This is a genomic window from Micromonospora sp. WMMD1219 (assembly GCF_049315215.1).
GTDB classification, from domain to species: domain Bacteria; phylum Actinomycetota; class Actinomycetes; order Mycobacteriales; family Micromonosporaceae; genus Micromonospora; species Micromonospora tulbaghiae.
This window is the reverse complement of sequence record NZ_CP186057.1, coordinates 2,084,178-2,104,991: the sequence shown is the minus strand read 5'-3', so window position 1 is coordinate 2,104,991 and position 20,814 is coordinate 2,084,178. Positions and strand designations below refer to the sequence as shown.

Annotated in this window: 15 protein-coding genes; 6 read left to right on the top strand and 9 right to left on the bottom strand. The window is 74.7% G+C overall.

All coding sequences use genetic code 11. The annotated features are described in order from the left end of the window. Window position 1: 1 nt before the first annotated feature. On the bottom strand, window positions 2-559 hold the full coding sequence (locus ACN27C_RS10070; protein WP_422751608.1) for a hypothetical protein: 558 nt from the start codon (window positions 557-559) through the stop codon (window positions 2-4). Between the two features lie 213 nt (window positions 560-772). On the opposite strand from ACN27C_RS10070, the gene ACN27C_RS10065 reads away from it, so the two are divergent. Then, window positions 773-3,358 (top strand): FtsK/SpoIIIE domain-containing protein, encoded by a 2,586-nt coding sequence (locus tag ACN27C_RS10065; RefSeq protein ID WP_422751607.1) that lies wholly within the window; start codon window positions 773-775, stop codon window positions 3,356-3,358. Continuing rightward, entirely contained in the window at window positions 3,351-4,052 is a 702-nt protein-coding gene (locus ACN27C_RS10060; RefSeq protein ID WP_422751000.1) for a hypothetical protein, read from the top strand. Before ACN27C_RS10065 ends, ACN27C_RS10060 begins: the two co-directional genes overlap by 8 nt. 54 nt (window positions 4,053-4,106) lie before the next feature. Here the strand turns inward: ACN27C_RS10060 and folE are convergent, their stop codons facing one another. The 4 genes from folE to ACN27C_RS10040 form a co-directional block, all read right to left on the bottom strand. After that, the gene (folE, locus tag ACN27C_RS10055; RefSeq protein ID WP_013288986.1) at window positions 4,107-4,724 is read right to left on the bottom strand and encodes a GTP cyclohydrolase I FolE; all 618 of its coding nucleotides are present in this window, start codon (window positions 4,722-4,724) and stop codon (window positions 4,107-4,109) included. Window positions 4,725-4,810: 86 nt separating this feature from the next. Next, window positions 4,811-6,823: an ATP-dependent zinc metalloprotease FtsH gene (gene ftsH / locus ACN27C_RS10050; RefSeq protein ID WP_120572785.1), complete on the bottom strand. Its 2,013-nt coding sequence runs from the start codon at window positions 6,821-6,823 to the stop codon at window positions 4,811-4,813. Between the two features lie 379 nt (window positions 6,824-7,202). Next, window positions 7,203-7,778: a hypoxanthine phosphoribosyltransferase gene (gene hpt / locus ACN27C_RS10045; protein ID WP_013288988.1), complete on the bottom strand. Its 576-nt coding sequence runs from the start codon at window positions 7,776-7,778 to the stop codon at window positions 7,203-7,205. 99 nt (window positions 7,779-7,877) lie between these two features. Continuing rightward, window positions 7,878-8,015, bottom strand: a complete 138-nt coding sequence (locus ACN27C_RS10040) for a hypothetical protein (protein WP_162959290.1) — start codon at window positions 8,013-8,015, stop codon at window positions 7,878-7,880. A gap of 150 nt (window positions 8,016-8,165) precedes the next feature. Here ACN27C_RS10040 and ACN27C_RS10035 point away from each other — a divergent pair, with 150 nt between their 5' ends. Next, entirely contained in the window at window positions 8,166-9,125 is a 960-nt protein-coding gene (locus tag ACN27C_RS10035) for a GlxA family transcriptional regulator (RefSeq protein ID WP_252448238.1), read from the top strand. Window positions 9,126-9,284: 159 nt separating this feature from the next. Here the strand turns inward: ACN27C_RS10035 and tilS are convergent, their stop codons facing one another. From tilS to dacB, 3 genes are all read right to left on the bottom strand, one after another. Then, the gene (gene tilS, locus ACN27C_RS10030) at window positions 9,285-10,214 is read right to left on the bottom strand and encodes a tRNA lysidine(34) synthetase TilS (RefSeq protein ID WP_422751606.1); all 930 of its coding nucleotides are present in this window, start codon (window positions 10,212-10,214) and stop codon (window positions 9,285-9,287) included. Window positions 10,215-10,341: 127 nt separating this feature from the next. After that, window positions 10,342-11,409 carry a zinc-dependent metalloprotease gene (locus ACN27C_RS10025; protein WP_120574100.1) on the bottom strand — a complete coding sequence of 356 codons (1,068 nt, stop codon included), beginning with the start codon at window positions 11,407-11,409 and terminating at the stop codon, window positions 10,342-10,344. A 66-nt stretch (window positions 11,410-11,475) separates the two neighbouring features. Then, window positions 11,476-12,990, bottom strand: a complete 1,515-nt coding sequence (gene dacB, locus ACN27C_RS10020) for a D-alanyl-D-alanine carboxypeptidase/D-alanyl-D-alanine endopeptidase (RefSeq protein WP_422751605.1) — start codon at window positions 12,988-12,990, stop codon at window positions 11,476-11,478. Window positions 12,991-13,417: 427 nt separating this feature from the next. Here dacB and ACN27C_RS10015 point away from each other — a divergent pair, with 427 nt between their 5' ends. Beyond that, the gene (locus ACN27C_RS10015) at window positions 13,418-13,924 is read left to right on the top strand and encodes an inorganic diphosphatase (RefSeq protein WP_013288994.1); all 507 of its coding nucleotides are present in this window, start codon (window positions 13,418-13,420) and stop codon (window positions 13,922-13,924) included. Window positions 13,925-13,979: 55 nt separating this feature from the next. Here ACN27C_RS10015 and eccD read toward each other — a convergent pair whose 3' ends face one another. Next, the gene (eccD, locus tag ACN27C_RS10010) at window positions 13,980-15,362 is read right to left on the bottom strand and encodes a type VII secretion integral membrane protein EccD (RefSeq protein ID WP_422750999.1); all 1,383 of its coding nucleotides are present in this window, start codon (window positions 15,360-15,362) and stop codon (window positions 13,980-13,982) included. A gap of 105 nt (window positions 15,363-15,467) precedes the next feature. Here eccD and eccCa point away from each other — a divergent pair, with 105 nt between their 5' ends. Together eccCa and mycP are read left to right on the top strand one after the other, a co-directional pair. Next, window positions 15,468-19,406: a type VII secretion protein EccCa gene (eccCa, locus tag ACN27C_RS10005; protein ID WP_422750998.1), complete on the top strand. Its 3,939-nt coding sequence runs from the start codon at window positions 15,468-15,470 to the stop codon at window positions 19,404-19,406. A gap of 88 nt (window positions 19,407-19,494) precedes the next feature. Further along, window positions 19,495-20,808 (top strand): type VII secretion-associated serine protease mycosin, encoded by a 1,314-nt coding sequence (gene mycP, locus ACN27C_RS10000; protein WP_422750997.1) that lies wholly within the window; start codon window positions 19,495-19,497, stop codon window positions 20,806-20,808. Window positions 20,809-20,814: the final 6 nt, after the last annotated feature.

The window sequence follows — 20,814 nt, the reverse complement described above, 5'->3', positions numbered from 1 at the left end:
GTCAGTCGGCGCGCTGCGCCGAGCAGACGCCCCACCCGTCCTCGCGTCTCGTCTCGAAACGCCACCTCTGTCGGTCGCTCTGCGAGATGCCCTCGACGGAGGCGGAGATGATGAGTTCGACCTCGACCACTGCGGACTCGCCGGACTGCTGGACGGCCAGCGGTCCCCAGCTCACCGAGATCGTCGTGCTGAAACGCTGCTCCCGGGCTACGAGGTCGTCGCGAAGCGCTCGCAATGCGTCCGCGTCCGTCCTTCCATCGCAGTCGAATTCCTCGGCTTTCGTGTCGTTGCGGTCCGCGAGGAACGCTCGGAGATAGTTGTCCACCACGACGTCGGGGGCGCTTCGGTCCGGGGCGGTGGCGCGGTCGTACAGCACGAACCCGACCACCCCGCCGACAGTGCACAGCACCGCCACCACCCCTGCGACGACCGCGAGCACGGTGCGCACCGGGCGCTTGGGGCGTACCGGGGCGGGAGCGGGCGCGGGGGGCGCCAACTGCTCCGGCGGGGTCCGCTGCGCCGGTACTCGGGACACCTGGGAACCGGCGGGGGGCTGCACTGATTCCACCTCCTGAGGCTATCGGCTGCGCCTCGCGTACCCAATGGCTGGAACGGGCGGATCGTGGCGAACCGCCGGGCGGACCCTGCCCGGGGGCGGGGTGAGGCTGCTCACCGCCGACCAGCTCACCGCGCCGACCGACATCCCGGTGGACGGCCCCCGACTGGGTTACCGTCACACCTCGGGGAGGACATGTCGGCCTCGGAAAGAGAGGTGGACGCGGTGGCGACTCCGAAGGCGCGCGCCGGCCGGGCCGCCGCGCTGCACCGCCGGGCCGAGGCCGCCGCGACGGCGGCGGCGGGCATCCTCGACGAGATCCGGCCCGCACCGGCCGACCACCACCGGCAGTACGAGCTGGCCGAGCGCCTGCGCGCGGCGGCCGAGCTGGCGGCGCCCGGTTGGGCCGGCGGTCCGCTGGAGACGCTGACCGCGGCGACCCCTCCCGGTGACGGCCTGCCGCCGCTGGTCCGGGTGGGCACCGCGGCGCCGCTCGACGACGCCCGCTTCCCCGCGCTGGTGCCGTTGCTCGGCAGCGGGCACCTGAGCCTCGACGCCGACGCCTCGGACGCCCGGGTGGCCGGGCTGCTCCGCGCGCTGCTGCTGCGCGTGTTCGCCGCCACTCCGGCGGGTGCGCTGCTGGCACGTGCGGTCGACGGCGGGTCCGGTGAGACATTCGCCGGGTACGCGCCGCTCGCCGATGCCGGTCTGCTGCCGCCGCCCGCCACCGACCTCGCCGGGATGCGCGCGGTGCTGGCCGAGGCGGAGCAGTGGGTGGCGGCCGGGACGGCCCGGCAGCGCGGGCACGACCGGACGCTGCTGCTCGTGGTCGCGGCGCTGCCCGACGGTACGACAACCGCCGACCTGGACCGGCTCGCCGGGCTGGCCGAGGGCGGGCCGCGCGCCGGGCTGCATCTGGTGCTCGCCGGCTGGCCGGACGGCAGCCCGCTGCCGCGCGCCACAGCGGTCACTGTTCGCACCGCGTACGCGCTGGTCGGTGACCCGCCCGGCGCCGGCCTCAGCAGTCCCGGCGCCGAGCCGCCGGGCGGGTTGAACTCGCCCGTGTTCCTCGACGACGATCCGCCCGCCGACCTGGTCGCCGCCATGTGCGCGCGGCTGGCCCGGCAGATCGAGGACGGCTCCCGGCTTTCCCTGCGGGACCTGCTGCCGGCGGACGGTCTCTGGACGGCCGGCTCGGCCGACGGGCTGAGCACCACAGTCGGTGACGCCGCCGGGCGCCCGGTCAGTCTCGGTTTCACCGAGCTGACCCCGCACTGGCTGGTCAGCGGCCGAGGTCAGGCGGGCCGGTCGGCGTTCCTGACCGACGCGTTGTTCGGCCTCGCCGCCCGGTACGGCCCGGACGAGCTGGCGCTCTACCTGGCCGACCTGGCCGACGGCGAGTCCTTCGTGGAGTTCCTCCAGACCGAACGGGACCGCTCCTGGGTGCCGCAGGTGCGTGCCGCCGGGATGGCGGCCGACCGGGAGTACCTGGCCGACCTGTTCGGCGAGCTGGAGGCGGAGCTGCGCCGCCGCGAGGAGGCGTCCCGGCGGGCCGGTGGGCAGCGTTACGCCGAGCTGCGGGAGCACCAGCCGCTGCCCCGGATCGTCTGCGTGGTCGACAACTTCCCGCTGGCGCTGCGCGAGCGGGACCGGCTCGCCGCCGACCTGCTGGCCCGGCTGGACGCGCTCGCCCGCGCCGGCCGGTCGTACGGGATCCACCTGGTGCTGGCCGGCGAGGGCGACCTGGGCATCGGCGGTCCGCGCGACCCGCTGCTCGGCCAGTTCCCGGTGCGGGTGGCGCTGCCCGGCGGCTCAGCGGTGCTGGAGCCGGCGAACGACTCGGCGGCCGGGCTGCCGGTGGGCAGCGCGGTGGTGAACACGGCGGGTGGTCTGGGCGGTCCGCGCGGCGCGACCCGGGGACACGAGCGGATGATCCGCTTCCCTGACCCGTACGAGGATCCCGAGGTTCTGAGCGGCCTGCGGCGGCGGCTCTGGGAGGGGCGGGGCGAGTCCGCGACGCCGCCGGTGGTCTTCGCCGGGTTCGCCCGTCCGCTGCTCGCCAACGATCCGCGGCACCGGGCCGCGCTCGCCGGCCGGGCCCACGCGCCCGCCGCGTTGCTCGGCCGGGCGGTCGACGTGCGGCGGTCCACCGTCACGGTGCCGCTGGGGCCGGGCGCGGGGCGGAACCTGGCCGTCCTGGGGCGGGACGAGGAGGCCGAGCGCCTGCTGGTCACGGCGGTACGCAGCGCCGCGGCGGCGCATCCGGGCGCGGCCCGGTTCGTGCTGGCGCCGCTGGCGAACGGGTCCGCCGAGCCGGCCGGGGTGCTCGCCGCCGAACTGGCCGGACGCCACCGGGTGGAGACCGTCGACGTGGCCGGGCTGCGGACCGCCATGGAGTCGGACGAGCCGGGCTACCTGGTGGTGTTCGGGCTGGACGTGCCGGACGCCGGCGAGCTGCCGCCCGACCTGCTGCGGACGCTGCTGCTGGAGGGACCGCCGGCCGGCCGGCACCTGCTCGGGTGGTGGCGGACACCGGCTCCGCTGGCCGGGCTGCTCGGCCCGGAGGGCGAGGTGGACAAGCTCACCGCCGTGGCGGTCACCGACGTGCCGGGCGGCCGGCTGGAGCAGCTCTTCGACCGCCCGGTCTGGTGGCGGCCCCGGCCGGGTCGCGCGGTGCTCTGGGACGGCCCGGACGAGCAGGGCACCGTCTTCGTGCCGTTCGGCACGGCCGAGGTGGCGACCGCGCGGGTCGAGCCGGGCCCGCAGGTGACGGACCGCGCCAGGGAGGGGCGGCATGAGTGAGATCGGCACGGCCGTACCGGGGCCCCGCTCGGGTGGGCCGACCACTGTGGCGGACCCCGCCGAGTCGGCCTGGGCGGAGTACGTCGCGGCCGCGCGGGCGCTCGACGGCGTACGCCGGGCGGCGGCCACCGCCGCCGGGGAGCAGGCGCGGTCCGTGGCCGCGGCCCGCGAGGAGCTGACCGCGGTACGCGAACGGCTGGCGCCGCAGCAGTCCCGGCTGCGTGATCTGGGCGTACCGGCGATGTCGCTGGTCCCGACGCCACCGGAGGTGACCGAGGCGGCCCGGTCGATGGCGGGCGGGCCGTCGGCGGTGCTGGCGGCGCTGCGCGCGGCCGGGGACTGGGCGGACGCCGCGGACGACACGCTGAGCGCGCGTGGCCTGCCGCGGCTGGCCCGATGGCCGTCCCGGCCCCGCAACCTGCTGGTGTACGGGCCGCTGGCGCTCGTGGTGCCGCTGCTCCAGCTCGTGCTGTACGCGGTCGCCGGTCCGGGGCCGGTGACGGTGCTGGCGCTGCTCGTGGGGCTGCCGCTGCCGGCTGTGGCGTTCATGCTGGGCTGGCTCGCGGTGGGGCGCGTCTTCCGCCCGCGGCCCACCGACCGGGTGGACCGGACGCCCCGCTTCGGCGCCCTGGTCTGCCTGGTCCCGGCGGTGCTCACCGCCGCCGGTCTGCTGCTGGCCATGCTGCCCGACTGACGACGGCCGCGCCCTCCCGGGCGGGAGTACGCGGCCGTCGGTGCCGGTCGAGGGTCAGCGGGCCATGATCAGCGCCATCGCCTCGGCCCGCGACTTCGCGTCGTTCTGGAGGCCGCCGCGCACGGCCGACGTGATGGTCTTCGCGCCCGACTTCTGGATGCCGCGCATCGCCATGCACATGTGCTCGCACTCCAGCACCACGATCACCCCGCGCGGCGCGAGGCTGGACATCAGCAGGTCGGCGATCTGCGAGGTGAGCCGCTCCTGCACCTGCGGCCGGCGGGCGAACACCTCGACCAGGCGGGCCAGCTTGGACAGGCCGGTGATCCGGCCGTCCGGGCCGGGGATGTAGCCGATGTGCGCGCTGCCCCGGAACGGCAGCAGGTGGTGCTCGCAGAGGCTCATCACGTCGATGTCCCGGACGAGCACCAGTTCCTCGTGGTTGGCCTCGAACGTGGTGCGGAGCACCTGCGCCGGGTCGACGCGCAGGCCGGCGAAGAGTTCGGCGTACGCGCGGGCGACCCGGGCCGGCGTCTGCTGGAGGCCGTCGCGGTCCGGGTCCTCGCCGACCGCGATGAGGATCTCGCGGACCGCCTTCTCGATCCGGGCGAGGTCGACGCTGTCCTCCACCGGGCCACCGGTGAGCTTGCCGCTGATCAGGCGCGCGGCCACGTAGTCGAGCGCGTCGTCGCCGTCGGGCTCGGTTGCGGAGACGGCCGACTCCCTGTGCGGGGAGCCGGCCGTCGTCGGATCGCTGTTCAGTGCGTACCGTCCGAGTTGTTGCTGGAACCACCGATCGAGGCAGCGGCGTCGGCGCGGGACTGCGCCGCCAGCGCCTCCTTCTCGGCCGGCGTGAGCACCGGCGGCTCGGTGGAGGGCTGACGCTTGCCGAAGCCGTGGTACGGCGCCATCGGCGGGCGCTTGACCACGCGCGCGCAGATCCGGGCCATGTCGGCGGTGGAGAGCGTCTCCTTCTCCATCAGCTCCAGGACCATGTTGTCCAGGACGTCCCGGTATTCCACCAGGATCTCCCAGGCCTCGTCGTGGGCCAGCTCGATCAGCGCGCGCATCTCGCCGTCGATCTCGGCGGCCACCGCGTCGGAGTAGTCCCGCTCGTGGCCCATGTTGCGGCCGAGGAACGGCTCGTCGCCGCTGGTGCCGTACTTGATCGCACCGAGCTTGGAGCTCATGCCGTACTGCGTGATCATCGCGCGGGCCAGCTGGGTGGCCTTCTCGATGTCGTTGCCGGCGCCGGTGGTCGGCTCGTGGAAGACGAGTTCCTCGGCCGCCCGGCCACCCAGCGCGTACGCCAGGGTGTCGATCATCTCGGCCCGGGTCTGGGTGTACTTGTCCTCCGTCGGGAGGACGAGCGTGTGACCCAGCGAGCGACCCCGGGACAGGATGGTCACCTTGTGCACCGGCGCGGCGTGCGGCAGCGCCCAGGCGACCAGCGCGTGCCCACCCTCGTGGTACGCGGTGATCTTCTTCTCCTGGTCGCTCATCACCCGGGTCCGGCGCTGCGGGCCGGCGATCACCCGGTCGATCGACTCCTCCAGGGAGTCGTTGGTGATCGCCCGCTGCTCCTTGCGAGCGGTGAGCAGCGCGGCCTCGTTGATCACGTTGGCCAGGTCGGCGCCGCTGAAGCCCGGGGTACGCCGGGCGACCGCGTCGAGGTCGACGTCGGGCGTGAACGGCTTGCCCTTGGCGTGCACCCGCAGGATGGCCTTGCGGCCCTCCATGTCGGGGGCGTCGACCGGGATCTGCCTGTCGAACCGGCCCGGGCGCAGCAGCGCCGGGTCGAGGATGTCCGGCCGGTTGGTGGCGGCGATCAGGATGACGCCGCCCTTGGTGTCGAAGCCGTCCATCTCGACCAGCAGCTGGTTGAGCGTCTGCTCCCGCTCGTCGTGACCGCCGCCCATGCCGGCGCCACGGTGCCGGCCGACCGCGTCGATCTCGTCGACGAAGACGATCGCCGGGGCGTTCGACTTGGCCTGCTCGAACAGGTCGCGGACACGGCTGGCGCCGACACCGACGAACATCTCGACGAAGTCGGAGCCGGAGATGGAGTAGAAGGGCACCCCGGCCTCGCCGGCGACCGCGCGGGCCAGCAGCGTCTTACCGGTACCGGGCGGGCCGAACAGCAGCACGCCCTTCGGGATCTTGGCGCCCAGGGCCTGGTATTTCGCCGGGTTCTGCAGGAAGTCCTTGATCTCGTGCAGTTCCTCGACGGCCTCGTCCGCACCCGCGACGTCAGCGAAGGTGGTCTTCGGCGTGTCCTTGGTGATCATCTTCGCCTTGGACTTGCCGAAGTTGAGCACCCGGGAGCCGCCGCCCTGCATCTGCGACATGAAGAACAGCAGCAGGAGCACGAGCAGCGCGATGGGAAGCAGGTTGACCAGCAGGCTGACCCAGATGCTGTCCGACGACACCTTCGTGTCGACCGGGCCGGTGATCCGGTCCGCCGCCTCGGCCTCGCGTACCTGGTTCCAGACCTGGCCGCCGACCTCGTACGGGAACTGCGCCTCGATCTTGTCAGTGGTGGTGTCGCCGTCGAACTTGGCCTTGTCCTTCAGGTCGAGCTGGAGCGTCTGCTCCTTGTCCTGGAAGACGACCTTCTCGATGCCGCCCTTGTTGAGCTGGTCGAGCGCGACGGACGTGTCCACCCGGTGGTAGCTGGGACCAGCGGTGAACAGTTGACTGAGCACAACGGCGCCGAGGATGACCAGGATGATCCAGACCACCGGTCGGCGGAAGAAACGCGTACGTTCCATGCTGTAGTCGGGTGCCGAGGCGCCCGCATCCTCCTGATCGACGTCCTGACCGTCTGAATGGTGTCGCCGCCCTGAGCGGCGGCCGGGGCCGCCGTGCGGGCCGGCCCGACCCCCGAGGCACGCAAACTGCCGCACCACGGTCATTCGACGGTACACCGTTCGGGCGACGCGTGAGCTTGCGAGCCCGGCACTTACGCGTAGGGCGAACCCGGGTTTGGAGCCGGCGTGGCGGGGAGCTCCCACCCAGCCCGCCCACACCGCACGGTCACGCGGTTCGAGGGGCCGGGCGTGGAGAGTGCCTCCACGTCACCGGTCCCTACCGTAGACCGGAAGACTGAGAGCCCGCTGAATGTCAGCTGACGAAGGGCTCGGCGAATCCTCAGGCCCGCGCGTACACCTCGGGCTTGAGCACCCCGACGTAGGGCACCTCGCGGTACCGCTCGCCGAAGTCGAGCCCGTAGCCGACGACGAACTCGGTGGGGATGTCGAACCCGACGTACTTGACCGGGACCTGCACCTTGACCGCGTCCGGCTTGCGGAACAGCGCGACCACCTCGACGCTCGCCGCGGAGCGCGACTCCAGGTAGCGCAGCAGCCAGGACAGCGTCAGGCCGGAGTCGACGATGTCCTCGACGACCACCACGTGACGGCCGGCGATGTCCCGGTCCAGGTCCTTGAGGATGCGGACCACGCCGGACGAGGTGGTGCCCTGGCCGTAGGACGAGACGGCCATGAACTCCAGCTCGGCGGGCGGGCCCTGGCGGCCCAGCGCGCGGGCGAAGTCGGCCATGAACATGACCGCTCCCTTGAGCACGCACACGAGCAGCAGGCCGTCCTCGACGTGGGCGTAGTCCGCCGAGACCTGCTTGGCCAGCTCCGCGGTCTTGTCGCGGATCTGCGCCTCCGAGATGATCACGTGGTCGATGTCGGCGTCGTACCAGGAGCCGTCAGCCATGCTCCTAGCCTGCCGTACGCCCCGGCGCCGCCGTCGGCGGGGCCGCCCCTTTTGGCGCGGTCCCGCCGAGGATTTTCGGCGCGAACTGAATAAATCACCTCAGCAGGTACGGGAGTGCCAGCGCTGCCCGTCGTCGCTCGGCTTCCAGTCGGCCGAGTCGCGGGTGTCGGCGGTGAACCCGAAGGCGCTGGCGCCGACGAGGAGGAGCAGGAAGAGCAGGAGCAGCAGAACGGTCATGGCGGCGCTCACTTTCAGGTGGTTGAGACTGTTTTCGCCGCCGGTGCGCACCGGACACCATTGATTCTGCGGGCCACCGACCGATCCGGACAGTGGCAGGAATGTCATTGGGCATCGATTTACTGCCACCTGTCGGGTTACCCTCGTCACATGCTCCGCTCGGTCGCCGTCATCGCCATGGACCAGGTCGCCGCGTTCGAACTCGGCGTGCTCGCCGAGGTCTTCGGCACCGACCGCACCGCCGACGGCTTCCCCGGCTACCGGTTCGACGTCTGCACCGCCGACGGCGGCCCGGTCCGCAGCCGCTCCGGGTTCCTGCTCACCCCCACCGCCGACCTGGGCCCGGTCGAGGACGCCGACCTGGTGGCGGTGCCCGCGCACGCCGACGGCACCCCGCTCCCCGAGCCGGTGCTCGCCGCGCTGCGCCGCGCCGCCGACCGGGGCGCCTGGCTGCTGAGCGTCTGCGCCGGCGCCTTCGTCCTCGGTGAGGCGGGCGTGCTCGACGGGCGCGACTGCACCACCCACTGGCGGTACACCGACGAACTCCAGCAGCGCTTCCCGGCCGCCCGGGTCCAGTGCGACTCGCTCTACGTCCAGGACGACCGGCTGCTCACCAGCGCCGGCACCGCCGCCGGCATCGACGCCTGCCTGCATCTGGTACGCCAGGAGCACGGCTCGGCGGTGGCGACCCGGCTGGCCCGCCGGATGGTCGTGCCGCCGCACCGCGACGGCGGCCAGTCGCAGTACGTCGAGGCGCCGATCCCCAAGGCGCCGGAGGCGCCCACCCTGGAACCGGTGCTGGAATGGCTGATGGGACACCTGCGCCGACAGGTGACAGTGGACGAGCTGGCGGCACGCGCCGGGATGGCGCCGCGCACGTTCGCGCGCCGGTTCCGCGCGGAGACCGGAACGACCCCGCACGACTGGGTGACCAACCAGCGGGTGCTGCTGGCCCGGCACCTGCTGGAGGACACCTCACTGAGCGTGGAGAGCGTCGCCGAGCAGGCCGGCTTCGGTGACTCGGCGGCCTTGCGGCACCACTTCACCCGCCGGGTCGGCACCACCCCCCTGGCCTACCGCACCACTTTCCGAGACCGCCAATCCACCTGACACCCCCGCCCCTGCTCCAGTCCCGCCCCGCCCCCACCCCCGCCCCGCCCCACCCCGCCCTCACGGCGGTGATCAAGGAGTTTGAGGGCTGGGGAGGGCCGGAACGTGACCCGAAGTCCTTGATCACCGGGCGAGGGCGGGGGGCCAGCCCCCACCGGGTCAGGGCAGGAGGTGGCCGGCTTGGCGGCGTACCTGGTGGTTGCCGGGCAGGTGCACCGGGCCCTGTCCGTGCCAACCCGTGACCAGGGCGTCCAGTGCCGCCACGTGACTGTGGGACAGCGCGCCCGGCGTCGCGCCCAGCTCGCGGGCCCAGGTGTGCAGCACCCGGGTACGGACGGCGGCCGGCAACTCGGCGAGCCCGGCGACACAGAGCCCGCCGTCAGCGGTGCGGACGTCGGCGAGCGCGGCGTCGGCGAGCGCGTCGAGCGCGGCGTTGTCGGCCGCGAGCAGCCCGGCGGTACGGGCGAGGTTCGCCACCACCCCCGGCCCCAGCGCGTCGACGAGCGCCGGCAGCGCGTCGGCCCGGACCCGCGCCCGGGCGTACGCGGGGTCGGCGTTGTGCGGGTCCGCCCACGGGTCGAGTCCGAGCGCGGCGCAGGCGGCCCGGGTGTCGGCGCGCGGAATGTCGAGCAGTGGCCGCAACAGGGGCACCCCGCCGACGTCGCGCCGCTCCGGCATCCCGGACAGCCCGCGCGGTCCGGCGCCCCGGGCCAGCGCCAGCAGGACGGTCTCGGCCTGGTCGTCGCGCGTGTGCCCGAGCAGCACCCCGGCTGCCTCGCAGCGGTGGGCGGCGGCGCTCAGCGCCTCGTACCGGGCCTCGCGGGCGGCCGCCTCCGGGCCGCCGGGCCGGCCGTCCACGCGTACCGGAAGCACCTCGACCGGGTCGAGCCCTTCGGCGCGGGCCCAGCCGGCGACCGCCTCGGCCCGTTCGGCGGATCCGGCCTGCAGGCCGTGGTCGACCGTCACCAGCCCGGCCGGGCGCCCGAGCCGGGGGGCCACGAACGCGGTGGCGGCGGCGAGCGCGAGCGAGTCGGCCCCACCGGAGCAGGCCACCAGCACCGGGCCGGCGCCGGGCAGGCCGGTCAGCATCCGGCGGACGGCGAGCCGCACGGCGGCGACGGCGGGAGCGGGCGACGGAGAGCGACGCGACCGAGCCCCCGAACCAGCCGAGCCGCCGGAACCAGCCGGGCCGCCGGAACCAGCCGGGCCGGGCGGATCAGCCGACGGGCGGGGTGGCACCGGCGGGCCCGTGTACGCGGGACACCCAGGCGTCCGGGTCGCCCAGCTCGTCCAGGCGGGGCAGCGTCAGCGGGGACGAGAAGATCTTGTTGAAGCCCTGCATCCCCACCCGGTCGACCACGCCGTGCACGAACTTGCGGCCCTCGGCGTACTGGCGCATCTTGACCTCGATGCCGAGCAGCCGCCGGATCGCCTTCTCCAGCGGGTTGCCGGACTCGCGGCGCCGGTTGAACGCCGCCCGGATCGACTCGACGCTGGGGATGACCTGCGGACCCACGCCGTCCATCACGAACTCGGCGTGGCCCTCCAGCAGCGTCATCAGCGCGGTCAGCCGGTCCAGCACGGCGCGCTGGGCCGGGGTCTGCACGATGTCCAGCACGCTGGCCCGGCTCTCCGGGTCCTTCACCGCGTCGGAGAGCGTGGCGACGCCGCGGCGCAGCCGTTCCAGCAGGTGCTCGCCGCCCTGGGAGGCGTCCACGAACGCCTGCACCTCGCCGAGGAAGTACGCGCGCATCCACGGCACGGCGGTGAACTGGGTGCGGTGGGTGACCTCGTGCAGGCACACCCAGAGCCGGAAGTCGCGCGAGTCGGCGCCGAGCTTCCGTTCGACCTCGAGGATGTTCGGCGCCACCAGCAGCAGCTGGCCGGGGTCGCCGGCGAAGACCTCGTACTGGCCGAGCACACGGCCGGAGAGGTACGCCAGCACGGTGCCGGCCTGCACACCTGTGACCCGGGAGCCGATCGCCTCGGTGAGCGCGCCGGGCCGCTTGTCGCCGGAGAGGCGTTCGACCAGCGGGGAGACCACCTCACGCAGCCCGGCGATGTTCGCCGCCGCCCAGTCCCGGCGGTCGACCACGCGCACCGGCGGGTGCGCGACCTGCGCCCGCAGGCCGGTGTAGTCGGCGACGTGACCGGCCGCCTCGTCGGTCAGCCGGCGCAGGTCGCCGACCACGTCGGTGGCCTCGGCGTACGACACCCGAGGGCCCGACTTGCTCAGCGCCCCCGCGGTAGCGGCGGCCAGATCCCAGTCCACGAACTGCGCCATGAACCCACCGTACCCGCGCCGGAACACCCCCACCCGGGCTCGCGCCGGCCGATCGACGCCCGTCGGTCAGCGGCAGCCGCACCCGGCCAGCGCGGAGCTGATCCGGTCCAGCGCCGCCCGGGTCTCGTCCAGCGAGCCCTGTGTGCGGTCGGTGAGCACGGCGAACGTGAGCAGCCGGCCGTCGGCTGTGGTCACCGTGCCGGCGATCGCGTTGACGCCGCTCAGCGTGCCGGTCTTGGCTCGGACGACGCCCGCTCCGGCGCGGGTCGCCGCCGCCCGGTAGCGCTCGTCGAGCGTGCCGGACCAGCCACCGACGGGCAGACCGCCGAAGATCGCCGCCAGTTCGGGGTGGCTGCCGTTGCCGGCGAGCGTGATCAGGTCGGTGAGCAGCGAGGGGCTGATCCGGTTGGTGCGGGACAGCCCGCTGCCGTCGGCCAGGCTGATCTCGCCGGCGGGCAGGCCCAGCTCACCGAGCACCTGGTCGGTGGCCGCCGCACCGCCGACGAACGAGCCGGGCTTGCCCTTGGCGAGCGCCACCTGGCGGGCCATCGCCTCGGCGATCACGTTGTCGCTGTCGCTGATCATGATGTCGACCAGCCGGATCATCGGCAGGGACTCGACAGTGCCGAGTTCGGCGCCGGCGGCGGTGCCCGTGGCCCCGGCCGCGGCCGGCGCGGTGCCCCGGGTGACCTGGGCGGCGCCGCCGGTCAGGCCGAGCAGCTTGGCGAACTGCCGGCCGGCGGTCAGGTCGGGCTGCGGCACCCGCTCGGCGGCGTGGTTGGTCTGCTCGGCGGTGCGCCGCGCCTCCGCCGGGTTCTTCCGGGCGCCGTCGGTCATCAACGCGGTGATCGCCGCGCCGAAGCCGCCGGTGGGGATGTCGGCGTCCCAGCCGGGCTCGAAGACCGGGCCGCTGAACAGCGACGAGTCGACGATCACCTTGGTCGGGGCGGTGCCGCCGAGCGCGTCGCGCACCTGGGCGGCGAGGTCGTCCAGCCGGGCCGCGCCCGGGTAGAAGCCGTTCTTGTCCACGGCGAGCGTGGGGTCACCGCCGCCCACCAGGACCACCTCGCCCGGGTTCGCCCCGGCCACCGCGCGGGTCGGGATCCGGTAGGCCGGGCCACGCGCGGCGAGCACCGCCACGCCGGTCGCCAGCTTGGTCACCGAGGCGGGCACGGTGGGCGTGTCCTGGCCGCTGCCGTAGAGCGCCTGGCCCGTGCTCACGTCGGCCACCGACACGTGCACCCGGTCGCCGAGCGCGGCGGCGCGGACCAGCGGGTCCAGGGCGGAGCGGATGCCGGCCTCGGTGGGCAGCGGGGCGTTGCCGTCCGGCCCGGCCAGCACGGCCTGCGGGGAGGGCTCGGGCGGCGCGGCGACCGCCGTACCCGTGCTGTCGTCGTCGCCCAGCCACCCGGCGACCGGGCCGGGGCGCAGCACGGCGAGCCCGGCCACCGCCAGGGCCAGCACCAGCACGCAGGCGAGCGCCGCGACGAGCCGCAGGCGGCGTCGCGGTCGAGCCGGGGGCGGCCCGGAGGGTACGGGCGGCGCGGCGCCGACCGGCGGGACCGGCGGGCTGACCGGGATCGATGCCGGCGCGCCGGGCCAGTTCAGCGGCGCCGCCGGGTCGTGCGGCGGCCCGACGCGGGCCGAGCCGCTCGCCGGGCCGGAACCGTGGTGCGCCGGGCCGGAACCGGGGTACGGCGGGCCGACGCGGGCGGACCCGGTGGCCGGAGAGGGACGATGAGGGACGTTCGCCCCCGGGACGGACACCCGTCCGGTGGCGCCGCCGGAACCGGAACCGGCGGACCCGCGCCCGTCAACCCTCTCGGGGCGGTAGTGTGAATCTTCCCTCCCCACGGCCCCCTCCTCCCCGCTCGAAATCGCCTTGGGCGACACTACTTCGGTCCGAACACTATGCGGCGGCCGGAGCCGACGGGGGGCGTTCACCCCGCGCCGGGGGTGAGCCGCTGGTTTCCGTTAGCCAGCGTGGGCAAACGAGGGAGCGTGGAAGATGGATTTCGACGTCACGGTTGAGATCCCCAAGGGTCACCGCAACAAGTACGAGGTAGACCACGCGACCGGCCGCATCCGGCTGGACCGCACCCTCTTCACCTCCACGCAGTACCCGGCCGACTACGGGTTCATCGAGGGCACCCTGGGCGAGGACGGCGACCCGCTGGACGCGCTGGTGCTGGTGCCCGAGCCCACGTTCCCGGGCTGCCTGATCCGCTGCCGCACCATCGGCATGTTCCGGATGACGGACGAGAAGGGCGGCGACGACAAGGTCCTCTGCGTGCCCTACGAGGACCCGCGTCAGGAGCACCTGCGCGACATCCACCACCTGGGCGAGTTCGACCGGCTGGAGATCCAGCACTTCTTCGAGGTCTACAAGGACCTGGAGCCGGGCAAGTCGGTCGAGGGCGCGACCTGGGTGGGCCGGGTCGAGGCCGAGGCGGAGATCGCCGCCTCGTACCGGCGCGCCAAGGAGGCCGAGGAGCGCGGCGAGACGCTGCACTGACGATCACGCCTGCCGGGGGCCCGGGTCGCGCTTCGCGACCCGGGCCTCCGCGTGTTCAGGCGAGCAGGTCGCGGGCCCGGTCGTAGAGGCCGAGCACCGCACAGGCCACCGGCACGACAGCGACCACGAGCGCGGTGTCGGTCAGGTCGGCCAGCCGGCCGAGGTACGGGGAGACCGGGCGCCGGGCGTACGTGGCCCCGGCGGTGACCGCCGTCAGGGCCAGGGCCAGCCCGCCCACAGTCAGCGCGAGCCGGCCACCCGGACCGGCCCGGTCGGCCAGCACCACGCCGAGCAGGGCGAACCCGGCCAGCCCGGCGACGATCGCGGGCACCCGGTGCCGTACCGCCACGAACAGGCGGGAGCGCAGCAGCAGCACCCCGCAGGCCACGGCGGCGAGCAGCAGCCCGGCGGTCCGGCCGACGGAGACGAGCACCGCGACCGCGCCGACGGCCAGCACCGCATGGCCGAGCAGCATCCCGGTGAGCACCTCCTCGGCGCGGGCCACCGCCGCGTGCACCCGGCCCCGGTCCGGCAGGTCGCGGGTGCCGGCCGGGCTGGGCAGGGTGAGCGGCGGCAGCGGCAGCTTGCCGACCCGGATGGCCAGCAGCGGCAGCCCGCCGAGCGCGAACACCAGCACGGCGAGCAGGACCGCGGCGGTGCCGTCCGGGTCGAGCAGCAGCCCACCGAGCGCTGCCGCCACGCCGGCCACGCCGACAGTCACCCCGGCCACGAAGACGCGGGACCGGCTGGCCACGCCGAGCAGGCCGAGCACCGCCACCAGCAGCAGCGCCACCGAGCCCACCAGCAGTTCGGGGGCGCCCACCCAGCGCAGGCCGGGGATCGGGCCGACCGGATCGCCCGAGGCGACGGCCAGCGCACCGGCCACCGCGGCCCAGGGCAGCGCGTACCCGCCGAGCGTGGCGCCGACCGGGCCGTCCCCGTACGCCCGGGACGCGGCGGTGGCGGTGAGCACCAGGATCAGGGCGACCGCCGCGGCGACCGGCCAGCCGCGCGCGCCCGGACCGGCGGCGACCACGGCGACCAGCCCGACCGCGAGGGGTACGGCGGCACCGGCGAGCGCGGCGGCCCGGGTGGCCCGGCCCGACCAGGCGGCGCCCTGGCGCCGGGCGCCGTCCACGATCGCCTCGACCACGTCGTCGTACTCCAACTCTGGCCACTGGACGCGGGCCGGCACCAGGTGCAGCACCTCACCGTCGCGGACGCCCTGCGGCAGCAACGCCTGGGCGGTGGCCAGCACCGCGCCGTCGGTGCGGCGCAGCACCCATCCGCCGTGCCGTTCCCCGTCGTCGGCCAGTCCCTCACCGGCGTGCCGGAGCACCTCGGGCAGCAGCTCGGCCAGGGGCACCTGCTCCGGTAGGGCCACGTCGACCCGCCGCCTGGGCGCGCTGATCGTGACCCGGGCGAGCCCGCTTGTCATCGAGGCATCTCCATATCGGGCGGAGGGGGTGGGCTGACGGACGAGAGGACTTTACCTACGATGAGCCAGGCTCGGGTTACCCAGAGCCACTTTCGGGGAGGGTGAGTGTCCACTGTCGTCATCAAGCGGCCACCACGCCGCCCGGCCCCGGAGATCCCGGTCGGTGAGCTGCCCGTCGAGGCCCCGCCGGAGATCCCCGCCGCTGCGGGCGGGCGCTGGCAGCAGGCGCTGATGGTGCTGCCGATGCTCGGCGGGACGGTGGCCATGGCGATGATGTTCGGCCGCGGCGGCGGGGCCTACTCGTACGTGGTGGGCGGCATGTTCGGCCTCTCCTCGCTGGCGATGCTGGTGACCACCTGGGGCAGCGCCGGGCCGAAGAAGTCCGAGCTGATGGCCGCCCGCCGGGAGTACCTGCGCCACCTGGCCACGCTCCGGCGCCGGGTGCGGGAGACCGCGGGGGCCCAGCGGGCCGGGCTGTCCTACCGCCATCCCGAACCGGGGCGACTCTGGTCGACTGTCGACAGTCACCGGGTCTGGGAACGCCGTCCGGGTGACCCGGACTTCGCCGTGGTCCGGGTCGGTGTGGGGCCGCAGACGCTGGCCACCCCGCTGGTCCCGCCGGTCACCCGCCCGCTGGAGGAGCTGGAACCGATGACGGCCGGGGCGCTGCGGCGCTTCCTGGACGCGTACTCGGTGGTGCCGGACCTGCCGGTGGCGCTGTCGCTGCGCAGCTTCGCCCGGGTCTTCGTACGCGGCCCGGCCGGCCCGGTACGCGGCGCCGGATCGCCCGCCGCGCAGGCGCTGGCCCGGGCGGTGCTCACCCAGCTCGCCGTCTTCCACGCGCCGGACGAGCTGCTGATCGCGGTCTGCGCCGGGCCGGAACGCCGAAGTGCCTGGGAGTGGGTGAAGTGGCTGCCGCACGCGCACCATCCGGCGCGTGCCGACGCGCTGGGCCCGGTGCGGCTGGTCACCAGTTCCGCCGCCGACCTGGAGCGGCTGCTCGACGACGTGCTCGGCGCCCGGTCCCGGTTCAGCCCGCACGGCACCGCGACCGACGGGCCGCACGTCGTGGTGGTGCTCGACGGCGGCGACCTGACCGGCGCGACCGACCTGGCCGGTGACGGCGGCATCGACGCGGTCACCGTGCTCGACCTGGACACCCCGCCGCCCCGGCTGCTCGACCGGTACGCGCTCCTGCTCGACCTGGTCGACGGCCGGCTGCACTCGCACTCCGTCCAGGGGCACGCCGAGGTGGGCGCCGCCGACGCGCTGGCGCCCGCCGACGCCGAGGCGGTGGCCCGGCGGCTCGCGCCGCTGCGGCTGGCCGGCACGGTACGCGGACCGGACGCGCCGCCCGGCGCCGAGCTGGGCCTGCCCGAGCTGCTGGGTCTCGGCGACCCGGAGGGCTTCACCGCCGAGCAGGGCTGGGCGCCCCGGGCCGCGCGGGACCGGCTGCGGGTGCCGATCGGGGTGGGCGCCGACGGCGGGGCGATCGACCTCGACCTGAAGGAGTCGGCGCAGGACGGCATGGGCCCGCACGGCCTGCTGATCGGCGCGACCGGCTCCGGCAAGTCGGAGCTGCTGCGCACGCTGGTGCTCGGGCTGGCCGCCACGCACAGCTCGGAGCAGCTCAACTTCGTGCTCGTCGACTTCAAGGGCGGCGCCACGTTCGCGCCGTTCGAGCGGCTGCCGCACACCGCCGCCGTGATCACCAACCTGGCCGACGCGCTGCCGCTGGTGGACCGGATGGTGGACGCGATAAACGGTGAGCTGATGCGCCGGCAGGAGCTGCTGCGCCGGGCCGGCAACTTCGCGAGCGTGCGCGACTACGAGCGGGCCCGGGCGGCCGGCTCGCCGCTGGCCCCGCTGCCGTCGCTGCTGCTGATCTGCGACGAGTTCTCCGAGCTGCTGTCGGCCAAGCCCGACTTCATCGACCTGTTCGTGCAGATCGGGCGGCTGGGCCGGTCGCTCGGGGTGCACCTGCTGCTGGCGAGCCAGCGGCTGGAGGAGGGGCGGCTGCGCGGGCTGGACACGCACCTGTCGTACCGGATCGGGTTGCGGACGTTCTCGGCACTGGAGTCCCGGACGGTGCTGGGCGTGCCGGACGCGCACGAGTTGCCGCGCAGCCCGGGGCACGGTTACCTGCGCTCGGGCACCGACCCGCTGGTCCGGTTCCGGGCCGCGTACGTCTCCGGCGCGGTCCGCCGCCGCGGCGGTGCGGCGGGCGCGTCCGGCGCCGGTGAGGCGCGCGTGCTCGCGTTCTCCACCCACCTGGTCCCCGTGCCTGAGCCGCCCGCGCCCGTCGCCCTGCCCGCCGAGGACGACGGCGGCGAGACGCTCCTCGACCTGCTCGTGGACCGGCTGGCCGGGCAGGGCCCGCCGGCGCACCAGGTGTGGCTGCCGCCGCTGGATGCCTCCCCCGACCTGGACGAGCTGCTCGGCCCGGTCGGCACCGACCCAGTACGCGGGCTGACGGTCGCCAATCCGGAGCTGCACGGGTCGCTGCAGGTGCCGGTGGCGGTGGTGGACAAGCCGTTCGAGCAGCGGCGTGACCTGCTCTGGCTGGCGCTGGACGGCGCGGCCGGGCACCTCGCGGTGGTCGGCACCACCCGCAGCGGCCGGTCCGGCCTGCTGCGCACGCTGGTCTGCGCGCTCGCGCTCACCCACACCCCGGCCGAGGTGCAGGTCTACTGCCTCGACTTCGGCAGCGGGACGCTCGGCACGCTGCGCGACCTGCCCCATGTGGGCGGCGTCAGCGGGCGGACCGACGGCACCGCCGTGCGCCGTACCGTGGGCGAGGTCGCCGGCCTGCTGGCCGAGCGGGAACGGCGTTTCGCCGAGACCGGTGTGGAGTCGATGGCCGCGTGGCGACGGCGGCGGGCGGCGGGCGCGCCGGACCCGTTCGGGGACGTGTTCCTGGTGGTGGACGGGTGGAACACGTTGCGCGGCGAGTACGAGGACCTGGAACCGCTGGTCACCGAACTTGCCACGCGGGGCCTGGCGTACGGGGTGCACGTGGTGGCGAGCGCCCTGCGCTGGTCGGACTTCCGCCCGGCGATCCGCGACCTGTTCGGCTCCCGGCTGGAGTTGCGTCTCGGCGACCCGGCCGACTCGGTGGTGGTCAAGCGGGCGCTGGCGGCCACCGTGCCGGAGGAGCGTCCGGGTCGCGGCATCACGGCGGGCGGGCTGCACTTCCTCACCGCCGAGCCCCGTGTCGAGGCGCTCGGCGCGGAGACCGCCGACCTGGTCAAGGCGGTGGCCGGCGCGTGGACCGGTCCGTCCGCGCCCCGGGTGCGGTTGCTTCCACCGGTGCTGCCGTACGCCGAGCTGGACCAGAGCGCGACGAGCGGGCTGGCGTTCCCGATCGGCGTGGCCGAGGCGGACCTGTCCCAGGTGGTGCTGGACTTCGCCACCGAGCCGAACTTCGTGGTCTTCGGCGACGCCGAGTGCGGCAAGTCGTCGTTCCTGCGCGCGCTCGCCACCTCGATCGTCAACCGGTTCACCCCGGAGCAGGCCCGGGTGATGCTTGTGGACTACCGGCGCAGCCTGATGGGCGTGATCGAGACCCCGCACCTGATCGGGTACGGCACTGCCGCGCCGCACACCGCCGAGCTGATCGAGTCGGCCGCCGGCTATCTCCAGGGGCGGCAGCCGGGGCCGGAGGTGACCCCGGCGCAGCTGCGCAGCCGGTCGTGGTGGAAGGGGCCGGAGCTGTTCGTGCTCGTGGACGACTACGACCTGGTGGCCGGCGGGCCGACGAACCCGCTGCGGGCGCTGGAGGACCACCTGCCGCACGCCCGGGACGTCGGGCTGCACCTGGTGCTGGCGCGGCGTACCGGCGGTGCCGGGCGGACCGCGTACGAGCCGATCGTGCAGCGGCTGCGCGAGCTGTCCACGGCCGGGCTGGTGATGTCGGGCGGCCCGGAGGAGGGTGCGCTCGTCGGTCAGGTGAAGGCCGGTCCGCTGCCCCCGGGCCGGGCGCGTCTGGTCACCCGTCGGGAGGGGGTGCGCCTGGTGCAGCTGGCGCATCTCCCGCCCGGGTGATCGGGCTGGCCGAGTTGCCCCGTCACGGTCGGGACAACCGGTAATCTCCGTGCAGCATGTGTCTGAGGCGACCGAACGGCTGGGGAATGTGACAGGGGATCGGCAGGGACCGCCCGGTGGGCTGCCCCGGCGTCGCGCCGGACGCGCGCTGCTCGCCGCCGTGTCGGCGCTGGTCACCGTGGCCGGTCCGCTGGCGCCGCCGGCCCATGCCGCACCCGCCGCCCCGGCCACTGTGGTGCGCCCCTGGGTGAGCCCCGACCTCCTGCTGCGCACCGACCAGGTACGCGACGAGCAGTGGCAGCTGGAGGAGTTGCGGGCGAGGACCGCGTGGCGCACCTCGACCGGGCGCGGCGTGGTGGTCGCGGTGATCGACTCCGGTGTGGACGGCACCCATCCCGACCTGGCCGGTCAGGTGCTGCCCGGCTTGGACCTGGTGACGCCGGACGGCTCGGACGGCCCGGACCCGGTGGGGCACGGCACCACTGTCGCCGGGCTGATCGCCGGGCGGGCCGACGACGACCGGGGCGTGCTGGGGCTGGCGCCGGACGCCAAGATCCTTCCGGTCCGGGTCCTCGACGCCGAGAACCGCTACGACGACGCGCTGATCATCGCCAAGGCGGTGCGCTGGGCGGTCGACAACGGCGCCCAGGTGGTCAACCTGTCGCTCGGCGGCAGCAGCGACAACCCGGCCCTGGCCGCGGCGCTCGACTACGCGTTCGCCCGGAACGTGGTGGTGGTCGCCTGCACCGGCAACCTGGCCACCTCGACGACCACCGAGGTCTGGTACCCGGCCCGGGAGCCGGGTGTGCTCGCCGTCGCCGGGCTGGAGCGGACCAGCGAGAACCTCTGGTCCGGCTCGATCACGGGTCACGAGACGGTGCTCAGTGCCCCGGCCACCGGGCTCTACGGCGCCCGGCCGGAGGGCTACTGGCGGGTGCAGGGGACGAGCTTCGCCGCGCCGCTCGTCGCCGCGACGGCTGCCCTGGTCCGCGCACGCTATCCGAAGATGTCGGCCGGGGACGTGGTCAACCGGCTGATCGCCACCGCCCGGGATCTCGGTCCGACCGGCCGGGACGACCGGTTCGGCTACGGCCTGGTCGACCCGGTGGCCGCGCTCACCGCCGACGTGCCGCCGGTGGGTCACAACCCGCTCGACGACAACGACTCCCCCGGCGTGGTGGGCTTCGGGCCGGCGCCCGGCGACGAGCGGGACACCCGGGCCGCCGCGGCGGGCCGGGGCGGCGACCCGCTCGGGCGTACGGCGGAGAGCTGGAACGCGCGGCCGGCGGGCCAGACGGACGTCTCCGCGCCGGAGCGGCTCTGGACCGGCCTGGCCCTGTTCGTCGCGCTCGTCACCGGCACCGCGTTGATGGTTCGCCGGTTCCGGCAGACCCGTCGCTGAACCGGT